Source organism: Thalassobacillus sp. CUG 92003 (genome assembly GCF_013618635.1).
Taxonomy (GTDB): domain Bacteria; phylum Bacillota; class Bacilli; order Bacillales; family Halobacillaceae; genus CUG-92003.
Map to the genome: position 1 here is coordinate 23,831 of NZ_JABLSJ010000012.1, position 14,934 is coordinate 38,764.

At 38.4% G+C, this 14,934-nt stretch carries 13 protein-coding genes and 1 pseudogene; 3 read left to right on the forward strand and 11 right to left on the reverse strand.

Going from position 1 to position 14,934, the window contains the following annotated elements; all coding sequences use genetic code 11:
* Positions 1 to 12: 12 nt before the first annotated feature.
* The 4 genes from HOP45_RS16335 to HOP45_RS16350 all read right to left on the reverse strand — a co-directional run bounded on the left by HOP45_RS16335 (position 13) and on the right by HOP45_RS16350 (position 3,812).
* Positions 13 to 504 carry a DinB family protein gene (locus HOP45_RS16335; protein ID WP_181350453.1) on the reverse strand — a complete coding sequence of 164 codons (492 nt, stop codon included), beginning with the start codon at positions 502 to 504 and terminating at the stop codon, positions 13 to 15.
* Positions 504 to 1,463 (reverse strand): fumarylacetoacetate hydrolase family protein, encoded by a 960-nt coding sequence (locus HOP45_RS16340; protein ID WP_370458056.1) that lies wholly within the window; start codon positions 1,461 to 1,463, stop codon positions 504 to 506. Before HOP45_RS16340 ends, HOP45_RS16335 begins: the two co-directional genes overlap by 1 nt.
* 459 nt (positions 1,464 to 1,922) lie before the next feature.
* Positions 1,923 to 2,696 carry an IclR family transcriptional regulator gene (locus tag HOP45_RS16345; protein WP_181350455.1) on the reverse strand — a complete coding sequence of 258 codons (774 nt, stop codon included), beginning with the start codon at positions 2,694 to 2,696 and terminating at the stop codon, positions 1,923 to 1,925.
* Between the two features lie 330 nt (positions 2,697 to 3,026).
* A complete protein-coding gene (locus tag HOP45_RS16350; RefSeq protein WP_181350456.1) occupies positions 3,027 to 3,812 on the reverse strand; it encodes an IclR family transcriptional regulator in 786 nt (261 codons plus the stop codon).
* Positions 3,813 to 3,961: 149 nt separating this feature from the next.
* Between HOP45_RS16350 and HOP45_RS16355 the strand changes: the two genes are divergently transcribed.
* The 3 genes from HOP45_RS16355 to HOP45_RS16365 are packed head-to-tail and all read left to right on the forward strand — an operon-like array spanning position 3,962 to position 5,883.
* Positions 3,962 to 4,336, forward strand: a complete 375-nt coding sequence (locus HOP45_RS16355) for a Rieske (2Fe-2S) protein (protein WP_181350457.1) — start codon at positions 3,962 to 3,964, stop codon at positions 4,334 to 4,336.
* Between the two features lie 29 nt (positions 4,337 to 4,365).
* Complete coding sequence (locus tag HOP45_RS16360) at positions 4,366 to 4,668, forward strand: hypothetical protein (protein WP_181350458.1); 303 nt, start codon at positions 4,366 to 4,368, stop codon at positions 4,666 to 4,668.
* Between the two features lie 15 nt (positions 4,669 to 4,683).
* Positions 4,684 to 5,883: an amidohydrolase family protein gene (locus HOP45_RS16365; RefSeq protein ID WP_181350459.1), complete on the forward strand. Its 1,200-nt coding sequence runs from the start codon at positions 4,684 to 4,686 to the stop codon at positions 5,881 to 5,883.
* Positions 5,884 to 6,051: 168 nt separating this feature from the next.
* Here HOP45_RS16365 and HOP45_RS20790 read toward each other — a convergent pair.
* The 7 genes and pseudogenes from HOP45_RS20790 to HOP45_RS16400 all read right to left on the reverse strand — a co-directional run.
* Positions 6,052 to 6,213: pseudogene (locus HOP45_RS20790) on the reverse strand (aconitase family protein); the annotation flags it as partial.
* Complete coding sequence (locus HOP45_RS16375; RefSeq protein ID WP_181350460.1) at positions 6,210 to 7,283, reverse strand: mandelate racemase/muconate lactonizing enzyme family protein; 1,074 nt, start codon at positions 7,281 to 7,283, stop codon at positions 6,210 to 6,212. The gene HOP45_RS16375 and the pseudogene HOP45_RS20790, both read right to left, overlap by 4 nt.
* A 94-nt stretch (positions 7,284 to 7,377) precedes the next feature.
* A complete protein-coding gene (locus HOP45_RS16380; protein WP_181350461.1) occupies positions 7,378 to 8,484 on the reverse strand; it encodes a cupin domain-containing protein in 1,107 nt (368 codons plus the stop codon).
* A gap of 4 nt (positions 8,485 to 8,488) precedes the next feature.
* Positions 8,489 to 9,340 carry a fumarylacetoacetate hydrolase family protein gene (locus HOP45_RS16385; protein WP_181350462.1) on the reverse strand — a complete coding sequence of 284 codons (852 nt, stop codon included), beginning with the start codon at positions 9,338 to 9,340 and terminating at the stop codon, positions 8,489 to 8,491.
* A 220-nt stretch (positions 9,341 to 9,560) separates the two neighbouring features.
* On the reverse strand, positions 9,561 to 11,288 hold the full coding sequence (locus HOP45_RS16390) for a thiamine pyrophosphate-requiring protein (protein ID WP_255437718.1): 1,728 nt from the start codon (positions 11,286 to 11,288) through the stop codon (positions 9,561 to 9,563).
* A 31-nt stretch (positions 11,289 to 11,319) separates the two neighbouring features.
* Positions 11,320 to 12,771, reverse strand: a complete 1,452-nt coding sequence (locus HOP45_RS16395; RefSeq protein ID WP_181350464.1) for an aldehyde dehydrogenase family protein — start codon at positions 12,769 to 12,771, stop codon at positions 11,320 to 11,322.
* 47 nt (positions 12,772 to 12,818) lie between these two features.
* Positions 12,819 to 14,828: a TRAP transporter permease gene (locus HOP45_RS16400; RefSeq protein WP_181350465.1), complete on the reverse strand. Its 2,010-nt coding sequence runs from the start codon at positions 14,826 to 14,828 to the stop codon at positions 12,819 to 12,821.
* Positions 14,829 to 14,934: the final 106 nt, after the last annotated feature.

A 14,934-nucleotide genomic window follows, 5' to 3' on the forward strand; every position in this document is an offset into this window, starting at 1 on the left:
CTTTACCTCCTTTTAATTTTTCACTTCTTGCTTATAATTCTTCAGGTTTCTTTCAACTTGATTGATATGCTTATCAATGTGTTCCACGATAAAGTGGTCAATTAAAAAAGATAATGGCTTAACACCAATTCTGGGAACAACATGCTCTTTTTCAATATCCAACACGTCAGGATCCAAGTTACCTAGTTCTAAGATCACTCGATCTTTTGCCACTACAATCTTGCTGCGAATCTCTTCAATATCCTGATTTTCAACATCTCTTACAGCAGCTAACCTATCATCATCCTTAAGTGTTCGCCCCCACTTTTCGTTACTGTTGATGGCGAGCAGAAGATCTTCAATCCAAAAATTCATCCATTCATCTACGTGACAGTGTACTTGTAAAATGGACCATTCGTTCTCAGAGGGTTTCCATTTCACAACCTCCTCAGATACATCCGAAACCTTTAGGTATTGGGTAACTTTTTCTTCTACAAGTTGTTGATATTTTTGTAAACGGCTCATTATTTAACCCCCGCTTTTTGTAGAGCTTCTTCTTTCACAACATTTTCTAACACTCCGATTTCATCAATGCTGATGGTAACTGTATCCCCTTCCCCAAGGTATTCTTGAGGTTCACGTGCAGCGCCTACACCTCCAGGAGTTCCTGTAAGAATGACGTCGCCTGGTTCCAGCGTGATTAGTTCGGACAAAAATTGTACTAAAAAGTTTACATTGAACACTAGATTACCAGTATTTGATTTTTGTTTAGTTTCACCATTCAGTTTCAATTCGATGTTTAATGAATGTGGATCTGAAACGTCTTCTTTAGTGACGAGCCACGGACCTAAAGGTAAAGTTCCATCGATGCTTTTTCCTTGAAGCCACTGCAGTGTCCTTTTCTGAAGATCTCTTGCACTAACGTCATTAGCAATCGTATAACCCGCCACATAATCTAGCGCGTCCTCTTTCTTTACATTCTGAGCTTCTTTTCCAATAACAAATGCAAACTCTGCTTCAAAATCAAACTGTTTAGAAACATCTTTTAAGTGAATAGGTTCTTCCGGTCCGGATATTGTATTGTTGAACTTAGCAAATACAACCGGAGTTTCTGGCAATTCTCTCTTCATTTCCAAAATGTGCTCCTTGTAATTATGACCGACACAAATAATCTTGCCTGGTTTACCTACTGGAGCTTCTAGCTTTATATCTTTTTCATTAATTATAACTACGCTATCCGCTTCTTTTTTCTTATTTAGTATGAAGTCCACCGCTTTTTTTGCTTCTTTCAATGATTCCTCGCCACCTTCTAATAGGGATGACATATCAGATGGAACGATGACGTTAGCGACTTTTTGAGCGATCTGATTTCCCTGACTCCTTAAATAACTGACATAAGCACGATTTAAATCTACAATGAAACCCCTTTCATAAACACCTGTACGTTTTTCCTGTTGACCTACTAGATAGTTAACTATTTTCACATTCACCACTCCTTGATTCACATAGTGAATAATTAATTCACTAAATGAACAGTTTGTTAAAGCACATAATATAACCATATTTCTGAATTGTCAAATAATATACTTGTTTTTTCATCTTATGATACTTGAAAAATATAAAATATAAGGAGGGGGACCGCATATTTCAAACGGGATATAAGGGACAAAAAATTGCACTCATCCGGAGTAATTGACAAAATAAGAGGTAAGTTTTTAAAAATCGATTTAGTTGTTTTTGTCAACCAGTCAGTACATATGCTGAGCTTATCGAGGCTTTATATGATTACTCAACTTTATTTTCTTATTTTTTGATTATGAGAAGTGATTCCATTTCATATTACAAATGAATAAAACAACAAAATGGAAAGAAGAGAGTAGCACAACGGCAAACGTATTTAAAAACTACGGATTAACATGATAGAGTTATTCCGTAGTTACAAATTATAAACGATAGCCCAATCTTTCTGATATTTTGAGTGCAATGTTTTTTGATCTTTTAATAGAAGATTCTAAAACTTCTTCGGATAATTTAAAGCTTGGTGCAGCAATGGCCATTGCTGCCACTATATCCCCATTAGAATCATAAACAGGAACTGAGATCGACGTTATGCCAAAGTATGTCTCTTCATGATCTACATGATAGCCTTGTTCATGAATTTTTTTTAATCGTTCCAAGAAAACTTTTTCATCAGTTACTGTATAGGGCGTATGTTTTTTTATCGGATGATTACTTAAGAATTCGGTAACTTCACTTTGAGAAGAATAAGCCATGAAAAGGATACCAAGAGCTCCAAAGTGTAATAATCTTTGCTTTCCAACATAAGACCCAGGTTCAAAATCATCTTCACTATCAAACTTCAATATATATTGAATTTGACCACCGTGCTTCTCTGCTAACAATACCTGAAATCCAGTTTCTTTATGTAACTCTTTTAAATACGGCTCTGATTCTTGTCTTATGTCAAGTTTCTCTAATACGATACCGCCATATCCCAACATTTTATAGCCCAGTTTGTAAGCACTTTCTTTGGGCTCGTAAGTAATCAATCCATTCTTTTCAAGTGTCCACAGCAAACGGTAAGTTGTTGCTTTTGCTAAGCCTGTTTTTTGTACAAGTTCATCTATGGTTAGTAAATACGTATCAAAATTAAAGCAATCTAAAATCTTTATTGCTCTTTCGACCGTCTGTAAGGGGGTTACATTAATTTCACGCATTTTCTTCTCCTTTTATAATCTGCTCATTTATTGCAAGGAAAGATTCTCTTCCCTAGGTTGAGCATACATTATCGCAGGTCATTTTAAAAATCAAGGCCATTTTTAGAATCAGAAAACCTTACCTTTAGTTTGAAATGAATTACAATTAAAATCTAATCACCATCAATCAAGTTGTGAGAGTGTTCTTTGCTTATTCAACCCTCCATCCAAGGCATCCTAGTATGGCATAGCGGAGGTCAATGATGGAATTTTTTATAGGAAAAAGTTTAACAATATGATTTCTTCTAATTGTAGAATGTGAAAGAAAATGGGCTGGCTATTTTTTAACAGTTAACGATGAATATAGCCAAGTTTTTCTGAAACCTCCATAGCAGCCCTTTTAATCGTTTGAGTATATTCAGATAATTTCCCTTCCCCTATGCTATTAGAAGGTCCTACTAAGGACAGGCTGGCAAATACTTTCCCTGTATAATCATAGATGGGGGCTGCTACGGAAACATAATCATCTTCGATAAACTCTCCTACGCTCAAAGCGTACCCTTGTTGTTTTATTTTTTCTAAGTGGGAACGAAAAACATTTGCCTCCGTAATCGTTTTTTCAGTATAAGGTATCAACCCCTCTTCAATAACACGTTCAATTTTTTCTTCGTTTTGATAAGCCAAAATAACCTTTCCCCCTCCCGTACAATAGGAAGGAATACGTTTACCAATTTCTGCGTATATGCGGACTGGACGTTTGGCTTCCACAATTCGCAAATACACAAGTTTGACATCCTCAAGAACTCCTATATGGACTGTGTGTCCGGTCCTATCAGCTAATTCTTCTAGAATAGGTGATGCTTCTTTATGAAGCTCTAAATGGTTTGTAATTATATGGCTAAGAGCTAAGATAGATACACCAAGACGGTACTTCTGTGAAATAGGGTCTTTGACTACAAATCCTTCACTCGCTAATGTGGCCATCAATCGATGAATGGCACTCTTACTAAGATCTAGTTCCTTCGCTAACTCACGAATTCCCTTTTCCGGTTCCGCGGTAGAAAAAGATTTAAGAATGTGAAGTGCGTTTCCAACGGACGAAAGTAGATAGTTATTACTGACTGAATTTTTTGTCATATGACATCCTCCCTTATTTATAAATTAAATTTTCAGAAAAAAGTTCTCATTGTCCCTACATGGAGGACAACACACTTTTATAGAGGACAGATATATTATAAGATAATAATACATTAACAAAATTAATTATGGAAGAGGAGGAGAAAAACATGGAACATAAACTGTGCCATATTTCTGAATTGGAAGAGAGAAAACCTATAGCCTTTGATCTAGAAGGGCTTGAAGTAGGTATTATATTTTCAAAGGGACAGGTTTATGCTTATGAGAACAACTGCCCTCACTTCGGTGGTCCTGTTTGTCTTGGTGATGTATTTTCTCAAATAAAGTTAGAACTTAATGATCAACAAATGGTCGTAGATGAATATACAGATGAGAATGAATTGCGACTTGTATGTCCATGGCACGGCTTTGAGTACGAATTAAAAACGGGCAAATGCACCATTGAGCCAAACTTAAGCCTGCGTAAATTTCATGCTTATTTAAAAGAAAACTATGTCTATCTACAGAGTGAGCAAAACGAGTGAAGTAATAATGCTATACAGGAGGTTTATATATGAGCGAAGAAACTTTGAGAGATAAAAATTTGATTAAAAAAAATATAGAGTCCTTATCTCTTCTTCTACAAGAGAAGGGCCTTTCAAATGAAATAGAAGATGAGTTAATTCAAGATATGTTAACAGTTTTGATAAAAACATACGCTATCAAGGTTAAATTAAAAGGCAATACACTTTTGCCTATCACTCCAGAAAAATTAGATCAAACAGAAACTACGATTTTTGTTGATCAATTACTAAAAAGTATGGACATTGAGTTATTTGAAATGCAAATTTGGAGAAGTATAGGTTCAAACTACTAATCAGGAGGGATAATAGTGAAACGTTTAAATTTCCAGGACAATTTTTTAGACCACGCACACCAACAAGCTAAAAAGAAAGGTTTTTATGATTTCCCTATTTTTGATGCCGATTGTCACCATTTTTCTACACCTTTGCTTGAAATAGCTGAACTTGTTGAAGAACCTTGGCGCCAACGCTTGATAGCAGGAACACAAGGAGCTAAAATGACGACCCTTCCAGCTGACCTTGGTGATCGTACTCTGGGGGGGAGAACGAAGGTGAAGCAACATTTTCACGGAGGTCATAAGCCAAATAGTGAAAGACTCCATAAAGATATTTATCCATTATTAGAAAGCTCACAAAAAATGGGGATTGATTATAGCATTGTATTTCCTACAGATTTGCTAACGCTTGGTCTTCATCCCGATCCCCTGTTCGAGGTAGCATTAGCATACGGATACGCGCGATGGATGACAGAAAAAATCTTACCACAGGATGATTCCTTAGTAACCATGTTATACTTACCATTCTCCGATCCTGAAGCATGTGTTCGTATTGTTAAGGAATTTGGAAATAAAAAAGGTGTTGTAGGTTTTATGGTAACAAGTGTTCGAAACCAACCAGTTTACCATAATAGCTACATGCCTTTGTATAAAGAAATTGAGGAATCAGGAAAACCCCTAGGTTTTCATACCGTATCTTATTGGTTGGAAACTCCTTTTAAGCAATTCAATAATTTCATGTCTGCACATGCTTTAGGTTTTCCTTTTTTCAATATGATTCAGCTAACTAATATTGTTATTAATGGGATACCTGAACGTTTCCCTGACTTAAAATTTGTTTTTATTGAAGCTGGTGTAACATGGCTTCCTTTTATTATGAGTCGCTTAGATAGTGACTATATGATGCGTTCGTCAGAGGCTCCCAGCCTTACGAAAAAACCAAGTGAATATATTAAGAACTTTTATTTTACTAGCCAACCCCTTGAATATCTTGAAAAACCGGAACACATGGCAATGGTCTTCGACATGATTGATGCGGAAAATCAGTTATTATATGCTTCCGATTATCCTCACCAAGATTTTGATACACCTAGTAGTTTATATGATTTACCATTTTTAGATAATAAGGCTAAGAAAAAAATATTAGGGGAAAACGCCCTTAAATTATTCAATATTGACAATCCCTCTCTTCATTCCAGAAGAATATTTGGCGACCAAACAGTGAAATTATAATTGAAATAAATGAATAAATTCACAGTAATATAGATGTATAAACGGTTCAATTAATACAAATAAACTTCAAACAGAACATTTGAAGTTTATTTGTTAATGAATTGATGTAACGGCTATTTAAATTGTTTCTAAATGAGATGTTGATTAATACTAAATGGTATAAAAATGTCCGAAAGCTCCGTGAGTCGATGTATGACTATTCCCACATACGATGGTTTTTCCAGGTGTTGTTAGTCCAAGTTCAGGACCAATGATATGAACAATACCGTTATCTGTAGTAACATGGGGAGCGTTCCTTCCACATGTTTTTTGTGTATTGTTATCGATCATAATTTCTGGTAATAATCAATTTTTTCTGCGTCCCACTTTATCGAGTGTCCCGCTGCTTCAGGTAATACACCATAGCCATTCTTTATTGTTAACGTCTCTTCCAGCACGTCATCTATTAATGGGAAATGTTCAATGGATATGCAATTGGTGGTAGAAGCAGCTAGGTGAATGTGCAACTCTGGAAGAAAATGAGGACTGATAGACAATCCAAACCCTTCTGCAATCGTTGCAATTCTTTTCCATTCGGAAATGCCTCCCACAAGAGGGCAATCTGGTTGAAAAATAGAAGCAGAATTATTTTCAATGTAGTTTACAAATTCAAATCGACCATGTAAGTGCTCACCGACAGCAATAGGCATATTAAGTTTTTCTGCAAGCTTTTTATGACCTGTGACATTTTCAGATATCAATGGTTCTTCCATCCAGAAGACATCCAAATCTTGCAGTTGTTGCCCTAACCAGAGTGCCTCCTCATAATTTAGACGTTCATTGCAATCAACCATAATTCGCATTTCACCTATTTCTTGTTTAACGGCTTTTATCCGTCTTACATCCTCCTCCAACCCCAGCGCTCCTGCTCGTAGTTTAATAGAGGAATAGCCTTCTTCCTTATAAACAAGTGCTCCCTCTATTAATTCTTCTGTTGTCATTTGATGGTTGGCTCGACCACTCCCGTATACCAACACTTTTTCCTGTTGTTGACCTAACAATTGATATAAAGGAAGACCTGCCACCTTTCCTTTTATGTCCCACATCGCAATGTCAATGGCAGAAATCGCAGGAAGAGATACTCCGCGCCCTAAACGATGAGTCCTCTGATATAACTGGTGCCAGACCCTGTCCCATTGTAAAATATCTGTATCCAGTACAAGCCCTTGAAGGGTATCGTCTATTAGAGCTTTAATAGCAGAACCTCCTCCTGTTAAGGCATAACTGAAACCGGTCCCTGTAATTCCATCCTTTGTTCTGCACTCAACCATAATCATTTCTACAGATGTTGCTCCAGATCCACCCCTTCCTTTTCCCAAAGGAACTTCAATTAGTTTCGTCTGCATTGAACCAATTTTCACATCTTTCCCCTCCTCATTTCCTATAAGTACCCCCTTCTTGATTGGATTGAAGGGGGGTGAATTGATGTAGCAAGTATTTATATTATTTACCAGCTCACTTAATGGGAGATGGATTAAAAACACTTTCTATCTTTTGATGACCACCATTTTCTCCATAATCTTCCTTAACTTCAAAGTTAAAAGATTCCATAATCGGCAAATCGTTAGTAGAGAAAAGGAATGATTCTTCCTCATCCGAAGTGTTCACATGCTCATGCCAAGTCCACGAAGGGGCTACAAAGAAATCACCTTTCTTCCAATCAAATCGGACACCATTCATCACGGTGTACCCCCTGCCGCTTACCACGTGATAAATTGTACTGTGAACGTGTCGGTGTGCTATTCCTTTAAAGTTTGTGGGTAATTTTTGCATTCTAGCTCCAATACGATCGTTAGCATCTTTTCCTGTAGAAGGGTTAATATATTCAACTGCATGACCATCTATAGGATCAGGGTCATGCATGCTTAAACCGTCCAACCCAGTTTTCGTCAGTTCCCATTTATACCGGCCAAGAGGAGCAATTTTGGGGTCCCGGTCATTCACAGGACGAATCATCCCCCCTTGGTACCGGGTAGAGCTGTAATCATCAGGCACATACAGTTCTTGTTGCATTTCATCATAAAATTCAGTAAAGCAAGTACCTAAAAACTTCGTGAAAGGGACATCGAGACAGTCCATCCACCAAACTTCTTCGTCTCCCACATTAGTGTGGTCATGCCAAGTCCAAGTCGGAGTAGTAAGGAAGTCACCTGGCTCAAATGTGATTTGCTCCCCATTCACACGGCCACGTGCGCCTTCCCCATTTATAATATACCTGAGTGCTGTTGTTGTATGACGGTGAGCTGGAGCAATTTCCCCAGGCTTCACCGCCTGAACCGCAGCAAAAAGCGTTTGCGTAGCTCCCCCCCAACCAACAGGCTCCAGATCTTTCATTCCAGGGTTAATAAGAAAAACAGCTCTTCGATCTGCACCGTCCCCCACTGTTAAGAGTCGTTCCGATTTATCAAGATACTTTCTAATCAAATCTTTTTTCCACAAATAGGGAATTGGTTTTGACTTGGGTTCTATGGTGTTCAAATCGTGAATGGAAGCCCAAAGAGGTCCCAAATTTTCTTTTTCCATTTGTTTATGAAGCGATTTAAGGTGTTCTTTGTTATTCATACTCTTATTTCTCCTTTCCTTTATAATCAACGTAAACCTTGAATTCACCGACTCTTTCAATTTTCAAACATACTTGGTCCCCTTTTGTAATAGGACCAACACCGTCCGGAGTCCCTGTGGTTACAATATCTCCTGGCTCAAGGGTCATTACGGAAGAAGCTTCTTCGAAAAACTTGTAACAATCATAAATTAAGTCCTTCGTATTCGCAGACTGTCTTTTTTCTTCATTGACCCATAAGTCCACTCCTAGTTCATTTGGGTTTTCGACTTCATCAGATGTAACAATCCATGGACCAATTGGAGTAAAGGTGTCGAAAGACTTTCTCCACGGTCGGTCTTCTTTCCCTCTAACTACAATATCCATCAAGCCGAAGTAACCAAAGATGTAATTATGAGCTTCAGAGGCAAGAACATCTTTTGCTCTTTTACTCACTACAAATGCTAATTCCGCTTCATGATCAGTGCGTCTCTCTGGAAATGGCAGTTTAATTGTTTCTTCTGGACCAATAATAGAAGAAGGCGCTTTCAAGAAAAATCCTAGATTTTCAATTGTATATTCTGCATTTTGAAATTGTTCGTTCATTTCATCCTGATGCAAAGAATAATTAACCGGTGCAGCAATAATCTTTGTTGGGTTCGGTACCGGAGGACGTAAAGTCACCTCAGATAAAGTATATGTGTAAGCTGTTGTTAGAAAATTATTAATCTTATCTTTAATTTCAGGATAAATTTGCATGAATGTCACAAGAGAACTTTGCACATTGTTTTTATCCCAATCCGTGACACCTGTAATGTCATAAACCACTTCGTCTTTGACTATTCCTAAACTGAAATCGTTAAATAATGTTAGTCTCACTTCTTAACACTCCTATAACTTCATTTATGATTGGTACTTATTCCACAAAAGCAATTTTTTTCTAATATGTTGAAAATTTTAATCATTCTAAACCTGGAAACCATGCTCCCATTAAATAGAAAAATATATTTCAGTTCCTTTTTGGCTATGTTATTTTATTCATACAATATCGCATCCATATTATTCAGCCTCATCTTATAAACAATCCGCCAAACAATATTTAATCTATTTGCTGAGAAATCACGGGAAGTACCACATCAATTACGGCAGAACGCCCATTTCGCACTTCATGTAACCCCTGTTTTAACTCTTTCACCAATTCAGCAGGGTCCGTGACTTTGGCAGCATACGCTCCACCAGCTGCTTCAGCAATTTTCGAGAAATTTGCAGGCTGGTCAAAATTAACCCAATATCGGTCATCTCGTTTTGCTACCCCATCCGGGTAAAGTTTTAAAACATTATTTTTCGTTGCATTCCAACCCTGATTGTTATAAATCACAGTTAAAAACGGTGCCTGGTATCTTCTGGATATCCATTGCACAGAAGATGGTTGACTGAATAGGTAGGATCCATCTCCAACAACATTGACTATCGTTTTCTTTGGAGCTGCTAATTTTGCTCCAAGACTGGCTCCGCCACTCCATCCCAGCGAAGAACCTCCGTTCCCATACAATGTCCCGGGTTTGTTTCGATCCAAATGTTTATTAACAGCCATAGCATTTGTAATAGTTTCATTAAAAATTATGGCATCTTCATCGATTACATCACGAATACAAGAGCTTAAAAATTCGGGGGTAATCACATCCCCCAAAGATTCTACTTTTCCGTTCCATTCTTTTCTATGCTCCTCATGCAATATACTCAAACGCTTTCGTCTCTTCTGCACAAGTGATTCATTCACCTTTAAATTGGATAGATAGTCATTCAATTGCTTCAGAGCCTGATAAGAATCGGCCTGATAAGAAGCAACAGTTGGAATATGCCACAATGGCATGTCCTTTTTAATCGGGTCGATATCAATATGAAACACAGAACATTGCTCATTTGGCTTATGTTCTGTCGGTACCCATGGAACATCGGAATCAATAACAAGCACAACATCTGCTTTTTCCAAGTATTCTCCCACTTGAAAGCCTTGATGAAGGTCGTGATTAGAGGGGAAATTCATGTGAGTGCCATTAGATTCTATAACAGGTAAAGCCAATTGCTCACAGAGCCGGATAAGTTCATCTACGCTTTCCTTTTTTCTCCCACTATAGGAAGTTATGACTAACGGATATTCTGATATGGATAGGTTTTCAACAATTTCTTTAGTCCCTTTGTCAGAAAGCGTACCCTCGTTCACTTTTGACCATTCTGGAACTTTATTTTCGGAAGGAGAAACACTCTCTTCCAGTACTTCCCGAGCCGCTGTTAAGTAGACGGGGCCAGTCGGTTCACTTTCAGCCAGCTGCATTCCTCGATAGACGACGTCCTTTACATTAGCTCCTGTCCTGACGTCATATTCCCACTTCACATAGGACCGCACAATCCCACGTTGGTCATACACATTTTGCAAGTAGTTAATGTGAGAATTACGGCTTCCTGGAAGTTCCCCATTCATTGTGGAGGGAGTTTCTCCGGAGAATATAAATACAGGAACCCTAGATCTTGCCGCATTATGCAAACTCCCCCCCAAATTTTGAGTTCCAACATCTGTATGAATAAAGACACCCTGGGTCTGACCACTTAAAAGGTAATAGCCATGTGCAGCACTCAACGCGACATATTCATGTGGACTTATAATTACTTCTGGAAGTTCTCGATTCAACGACTTCGCTTTCGCCAAAGCTTCAATAATAGCCGGATGATCACTTCCTAAATTACTGAAGAGGTATGATACCCCTAATTCTTCGAGCGCTTCCAACATTGCATCAGCCGTATTGAGATCGGGCAGTTTCTTATCCAATGTAACTTTCCTCCTGTCCATAAAAGAATATTCACTCTGATTTGTGGTAGTTAATTGAATGGTAGTCGGTAAATTCGTCAAACACGACTTCAGAATTTTCGTTACCGATCCCGCTTTGCTTGATCCCACCAAACGGTATATTTTTATACCCTAATGAGGTTTGACCGTTTCCATTAATAAAAGTCATACCCGCTTCAATTTTCCTTGCCATCTGTAAGGACCTGTCAAAATCAGATGACCAAATAGAAGAACCTAACCCGTATTCGGTATTATTAGCCAGCCCAATGACTTGTTCATCTGTTTGGTAAGGAATTAACGGAATCACTGGACCAAACTGTTCGCAAGTAACGAGTTCCTGATCTGGTTCAACATCCCTAACTATAACTGGACGAAGGTAATATCCGTTATCCCAATTGTCAGGTTCTAGTTGTTCACCCAATTCCACCATCATTGCTTTACTCTCTTTGATTCTTTCAATTAAATTTTTGACATTGTGATATTGTTGAAGGTTGTTCATTGGTCCAAATGTCGAATTTTCATTAAGTTGATGTCCAATTTTGAATTCGTTCGTTAAAGCCACCATCTTTTCATAAAAAGAGTCATATAGGTTGTCTGGGACATAGATTCTTTTGATTGCATAGCAATATTGGCCAGATCGTTTGAAAACGCTGTTTACGATTTTTGGCATAATTTCATCAAGATTCGCATCATCCAGTATAATTGCCGGATCGTTTCCTCCCAGTTCAAAATGAATATCCTTCAAATAGTCAGCTGCATTCCTCATTACGTGTCTCGCAGTTTTTCCTCCACCCGTAAATGATATTTTACGTACATGAGGGTGTGTTGTTAAAGCTGCTCCTACATCCCCGTCGCCGTGAACGATATTGATCACACCCGGCGGGAAAAACTCGGCCATTTTTTTTAGTGCCTCTGTCACTCCCATAGGAGCAAATGGAGAAGGTTTAAAAACGATCGTATTTCCTGTAACCACTGCAGGAGCCAATTTTTGCATTGTTAAGACCATCGGTGCATTCCACGGCACAATTCCTGCAATAACTCCCATTGGATTTTTTTCCACGCTGACCCAACTCGATTCGTCCTCAAACTGTTTGGATTGTAAGGAGGATTCTGCAATCTCCGCTATATTTCTGATCCCAGACACGGCCATGGTAATTTCAGCTTTGGTCGTATTTAGTAACATTCCATTTTCTTTTGAAACCAGTTCTGCGAGCAAAGAAGCTTCTTCTTCTATTCGATCTGCAGATTTCAATAAAAGAGAAATACGTTGATCTAGATCAACTTTGCGCCATAAAAGGAACGCCTTATGAGCAGATTGGACAGCTTGATCAACGTGCTGAACATTTCCTTTGGCCACAAGCCCCACAACTTCTGAGAAATTCCCAGGATCTTTGACTTCCGTATATTCCTTTGTTTCTACATTCTTATTCTTTATGAATAAATTGATCCTCTTGGCCACGGCCATTACCTTCATCCTCTCTACTACATATCCGTCTAGATCTCCCTACTTTTCTAAGCTTCGTTTGCATGGGCTATAACTGGTGATTCTCTTACCTTTCGATGACTCTTCCACTCTATTAATATAAAGAACACAGTAACAATAAAAGCAATACAATTCACGATCCAACTATATTCCCAGGTAGAGTGTGGAAGAAACAGACACACCGCCAATACAGAAGCAATTAGTCGCTTATACCCATTTAAATGCTGGAACAAAAATCCCTCCAAAGCCATCGCTAACAAGAAACATCCAATCACTGCTGTTACAATAATGAAAGTGCTTTGTAACCACGGAACTTGACTCCCCGGCCCTAGTAATAGTCCCGGTGCATAGACAAATAAAAACGGTACCAAGTAGCCAACTATCCCCAACCGAATCGACTGAAACGCAATCTTATTTGGACTCTCTTTAGCAAGAGGGGCAGCTGTGAAACAAGCCATCGCCACTGGAGGAGTGAAGCTAGAAAGAATCGCAAAGTAGTATACAAACAAATGTGCAGAAAGTGGATTTACACCTAAATCTACAATAGCAGGCGCTACCAATACAGCGACTAGAGCGTACGCTGCGACAGCCGGCATCCCCATCCCCAAAATAATGGAAACAATCGCACTTACAACAAGTAGAAGAAGCAGACCATGATCAGCTAAATTTGATAGCATAAATCCCAAGTTAAATCCAAGACCTGTTACCCCGGTAATCCCAACAACTAGTCCTGCTGCTGCAAGAACAATCCCAATATCCAACATTACTCTTCCACTTTCAACAAAAGCATATAATAATAATTTTAATATTCTTCCTCGTATAGTTTTTTGAATAGATAGGGAAATAACAGCTATAACAGAAGCGTAGACCCCTGCAATTGCTGGTGAATAACCTTCAAAAAACAAAAAGTAAACTAACGCTCCAAGAGGTGCCAGAATAAGCCATCCCTTTTTCAAAACATCCCTAATGTTAGGAATATCCTCTTTTTTCACCCGTCCTAATCCTTTACGTCCGGCAATAAAATCAACTTGAAAAAAGAGACAAGCATAATACAATAAAGCCGGCACAAGTGCAGCTAAGGCAACTTCCGAATAAGGAATACCCAATGTTTCTGCAATGATAAATGCAGCAACCCCCATGACCGGAGGCATAACGGACCCCCCAGTAGAAGCTACTGACTCGATACCTCCAGCTTGCGCCGAACTATATCCACCTTTTTTCATTAATGGAATGGTAACGCTACCGGTAAGAACAACGTTAGCCACCGGACCACCGGTAATTGAACCTACTAAACTGGATCCCAAAATGGATCCCTTTGCAGGTCCTCCTCGAAATCGGCCGAAAGTAGAAATTGCAAATTTATTCAAAATATCAGATCCACCAAAAAACAGTAAAATTTGACCAAAAATTATAAAACTTAAAGCTATGGAAGCAGCGATATTTAACAAATCCATCAAACTACTAGAGTCTAAATACATAAAGTTAAACAGCTGCCGAACGGACGATCCACTTCCTCTAAAAATCCCAGGAAGATGAGGAGCAAAATATCCATAAACCATAAATACCAGGACAACTATAAGTAATCCTTTTCCAAGAACTCTCCTAATAGCTTCAAGTATTAAAAGGATCGCAACTACACTTATGATGAAACGCTCCGTCGTCACAGTTCCTATTGTCATTACAAGGTTAGGATAAAAAAAGGTAATATATAATCCGGCAAATAAACCTAGTACTGACAATATCCAATCATACCAAGGCACCCTGTCTTTTGGAGAATGTTTGCCCCTCGGCACACTCATGTAGATAGCAGAAAGTATTAGCGCTAAAAACAGCCCTACATATTGTTCACCATACAAACTTATTCCCAGGCTTTGGTGAACCCCTAACATATACAAGATACCAAAGGTAGGAATTAAACCTAAGATGGTAAGCCATAAAATTCTAGTGAAACGGTTTTCAAACGTTCTATGCTTTTGTTTTACCGAATCGCTATTCTCTTTTTGTGTACCTCTAAACTTATATTGATTACTACCATTCATACAATAACGCCCCCCTCCATTAATTAAAGTCATCATCAGTATTATATACACTCTCTAAGCTAGTCACCGCCAACTGCAAAGGCAGTTGGCAGGACAGCATCTAATT

Bases quoted from the DNA above. Each gene is read 5' to 3' on its own strand.
- HOP45_RS16345 (WP_181350455.1), bottom strand. From the start codon at position 2,696: ATGCGTGAAATTAATGTAACCCCCTTACAGACGGTCGAAAGAGCAATA.
- HOP45_RS16335 (WP_181350453.1), bottom strand. From the start codon at position 504: ATGAGCCGTTTACAAAAATATCAACAACTTGTAGAAGAAAAAGTTACC.
- HOP45_RS16400 (WP_181350465.1), bottom strand. From the start codon at position 14,828: ATGAATGGTAGTAATCAATATAAGTTTAGAGGTACACAAAAAGAGAAT.
- HOP45_RS16380 (WP_181350461.1), bottom strand. From the start codon at position 8,484: ATGAATAACAAAGAACACCTTAAATCGCTTCATAAACAAATGGAAAAA.
- HOP45_RS16360 (WP_181350458.1), top strand. From the start codon at position 4,366: ATGAGCGAAGAAACTTTGAGAGATAAAAATTTGATTAAAAAAAATATA.
- HOP45_RS16355 (WP_181350457.1), top strand. From the start codon at position 3,962: ATGGAACATAAACTGTGCCATATTTCTGAATTGGAAGAGAGAAAACCT.
- HOP45_RS16395 (WP_181350464.1), bottom strand. From the start codon at position 12,771: ATGGCCGTGGCCAAGAGGATCAATTTATTCATAAAGAATAAGAATGTA.
- HOP45_RS16350 (WP_181350456.1), bottom strand. From the start codon at position 3,812: ATGACAAAAAATTCAGTCAGTAATAACTATCTACTTTCGTCCGTTGGA.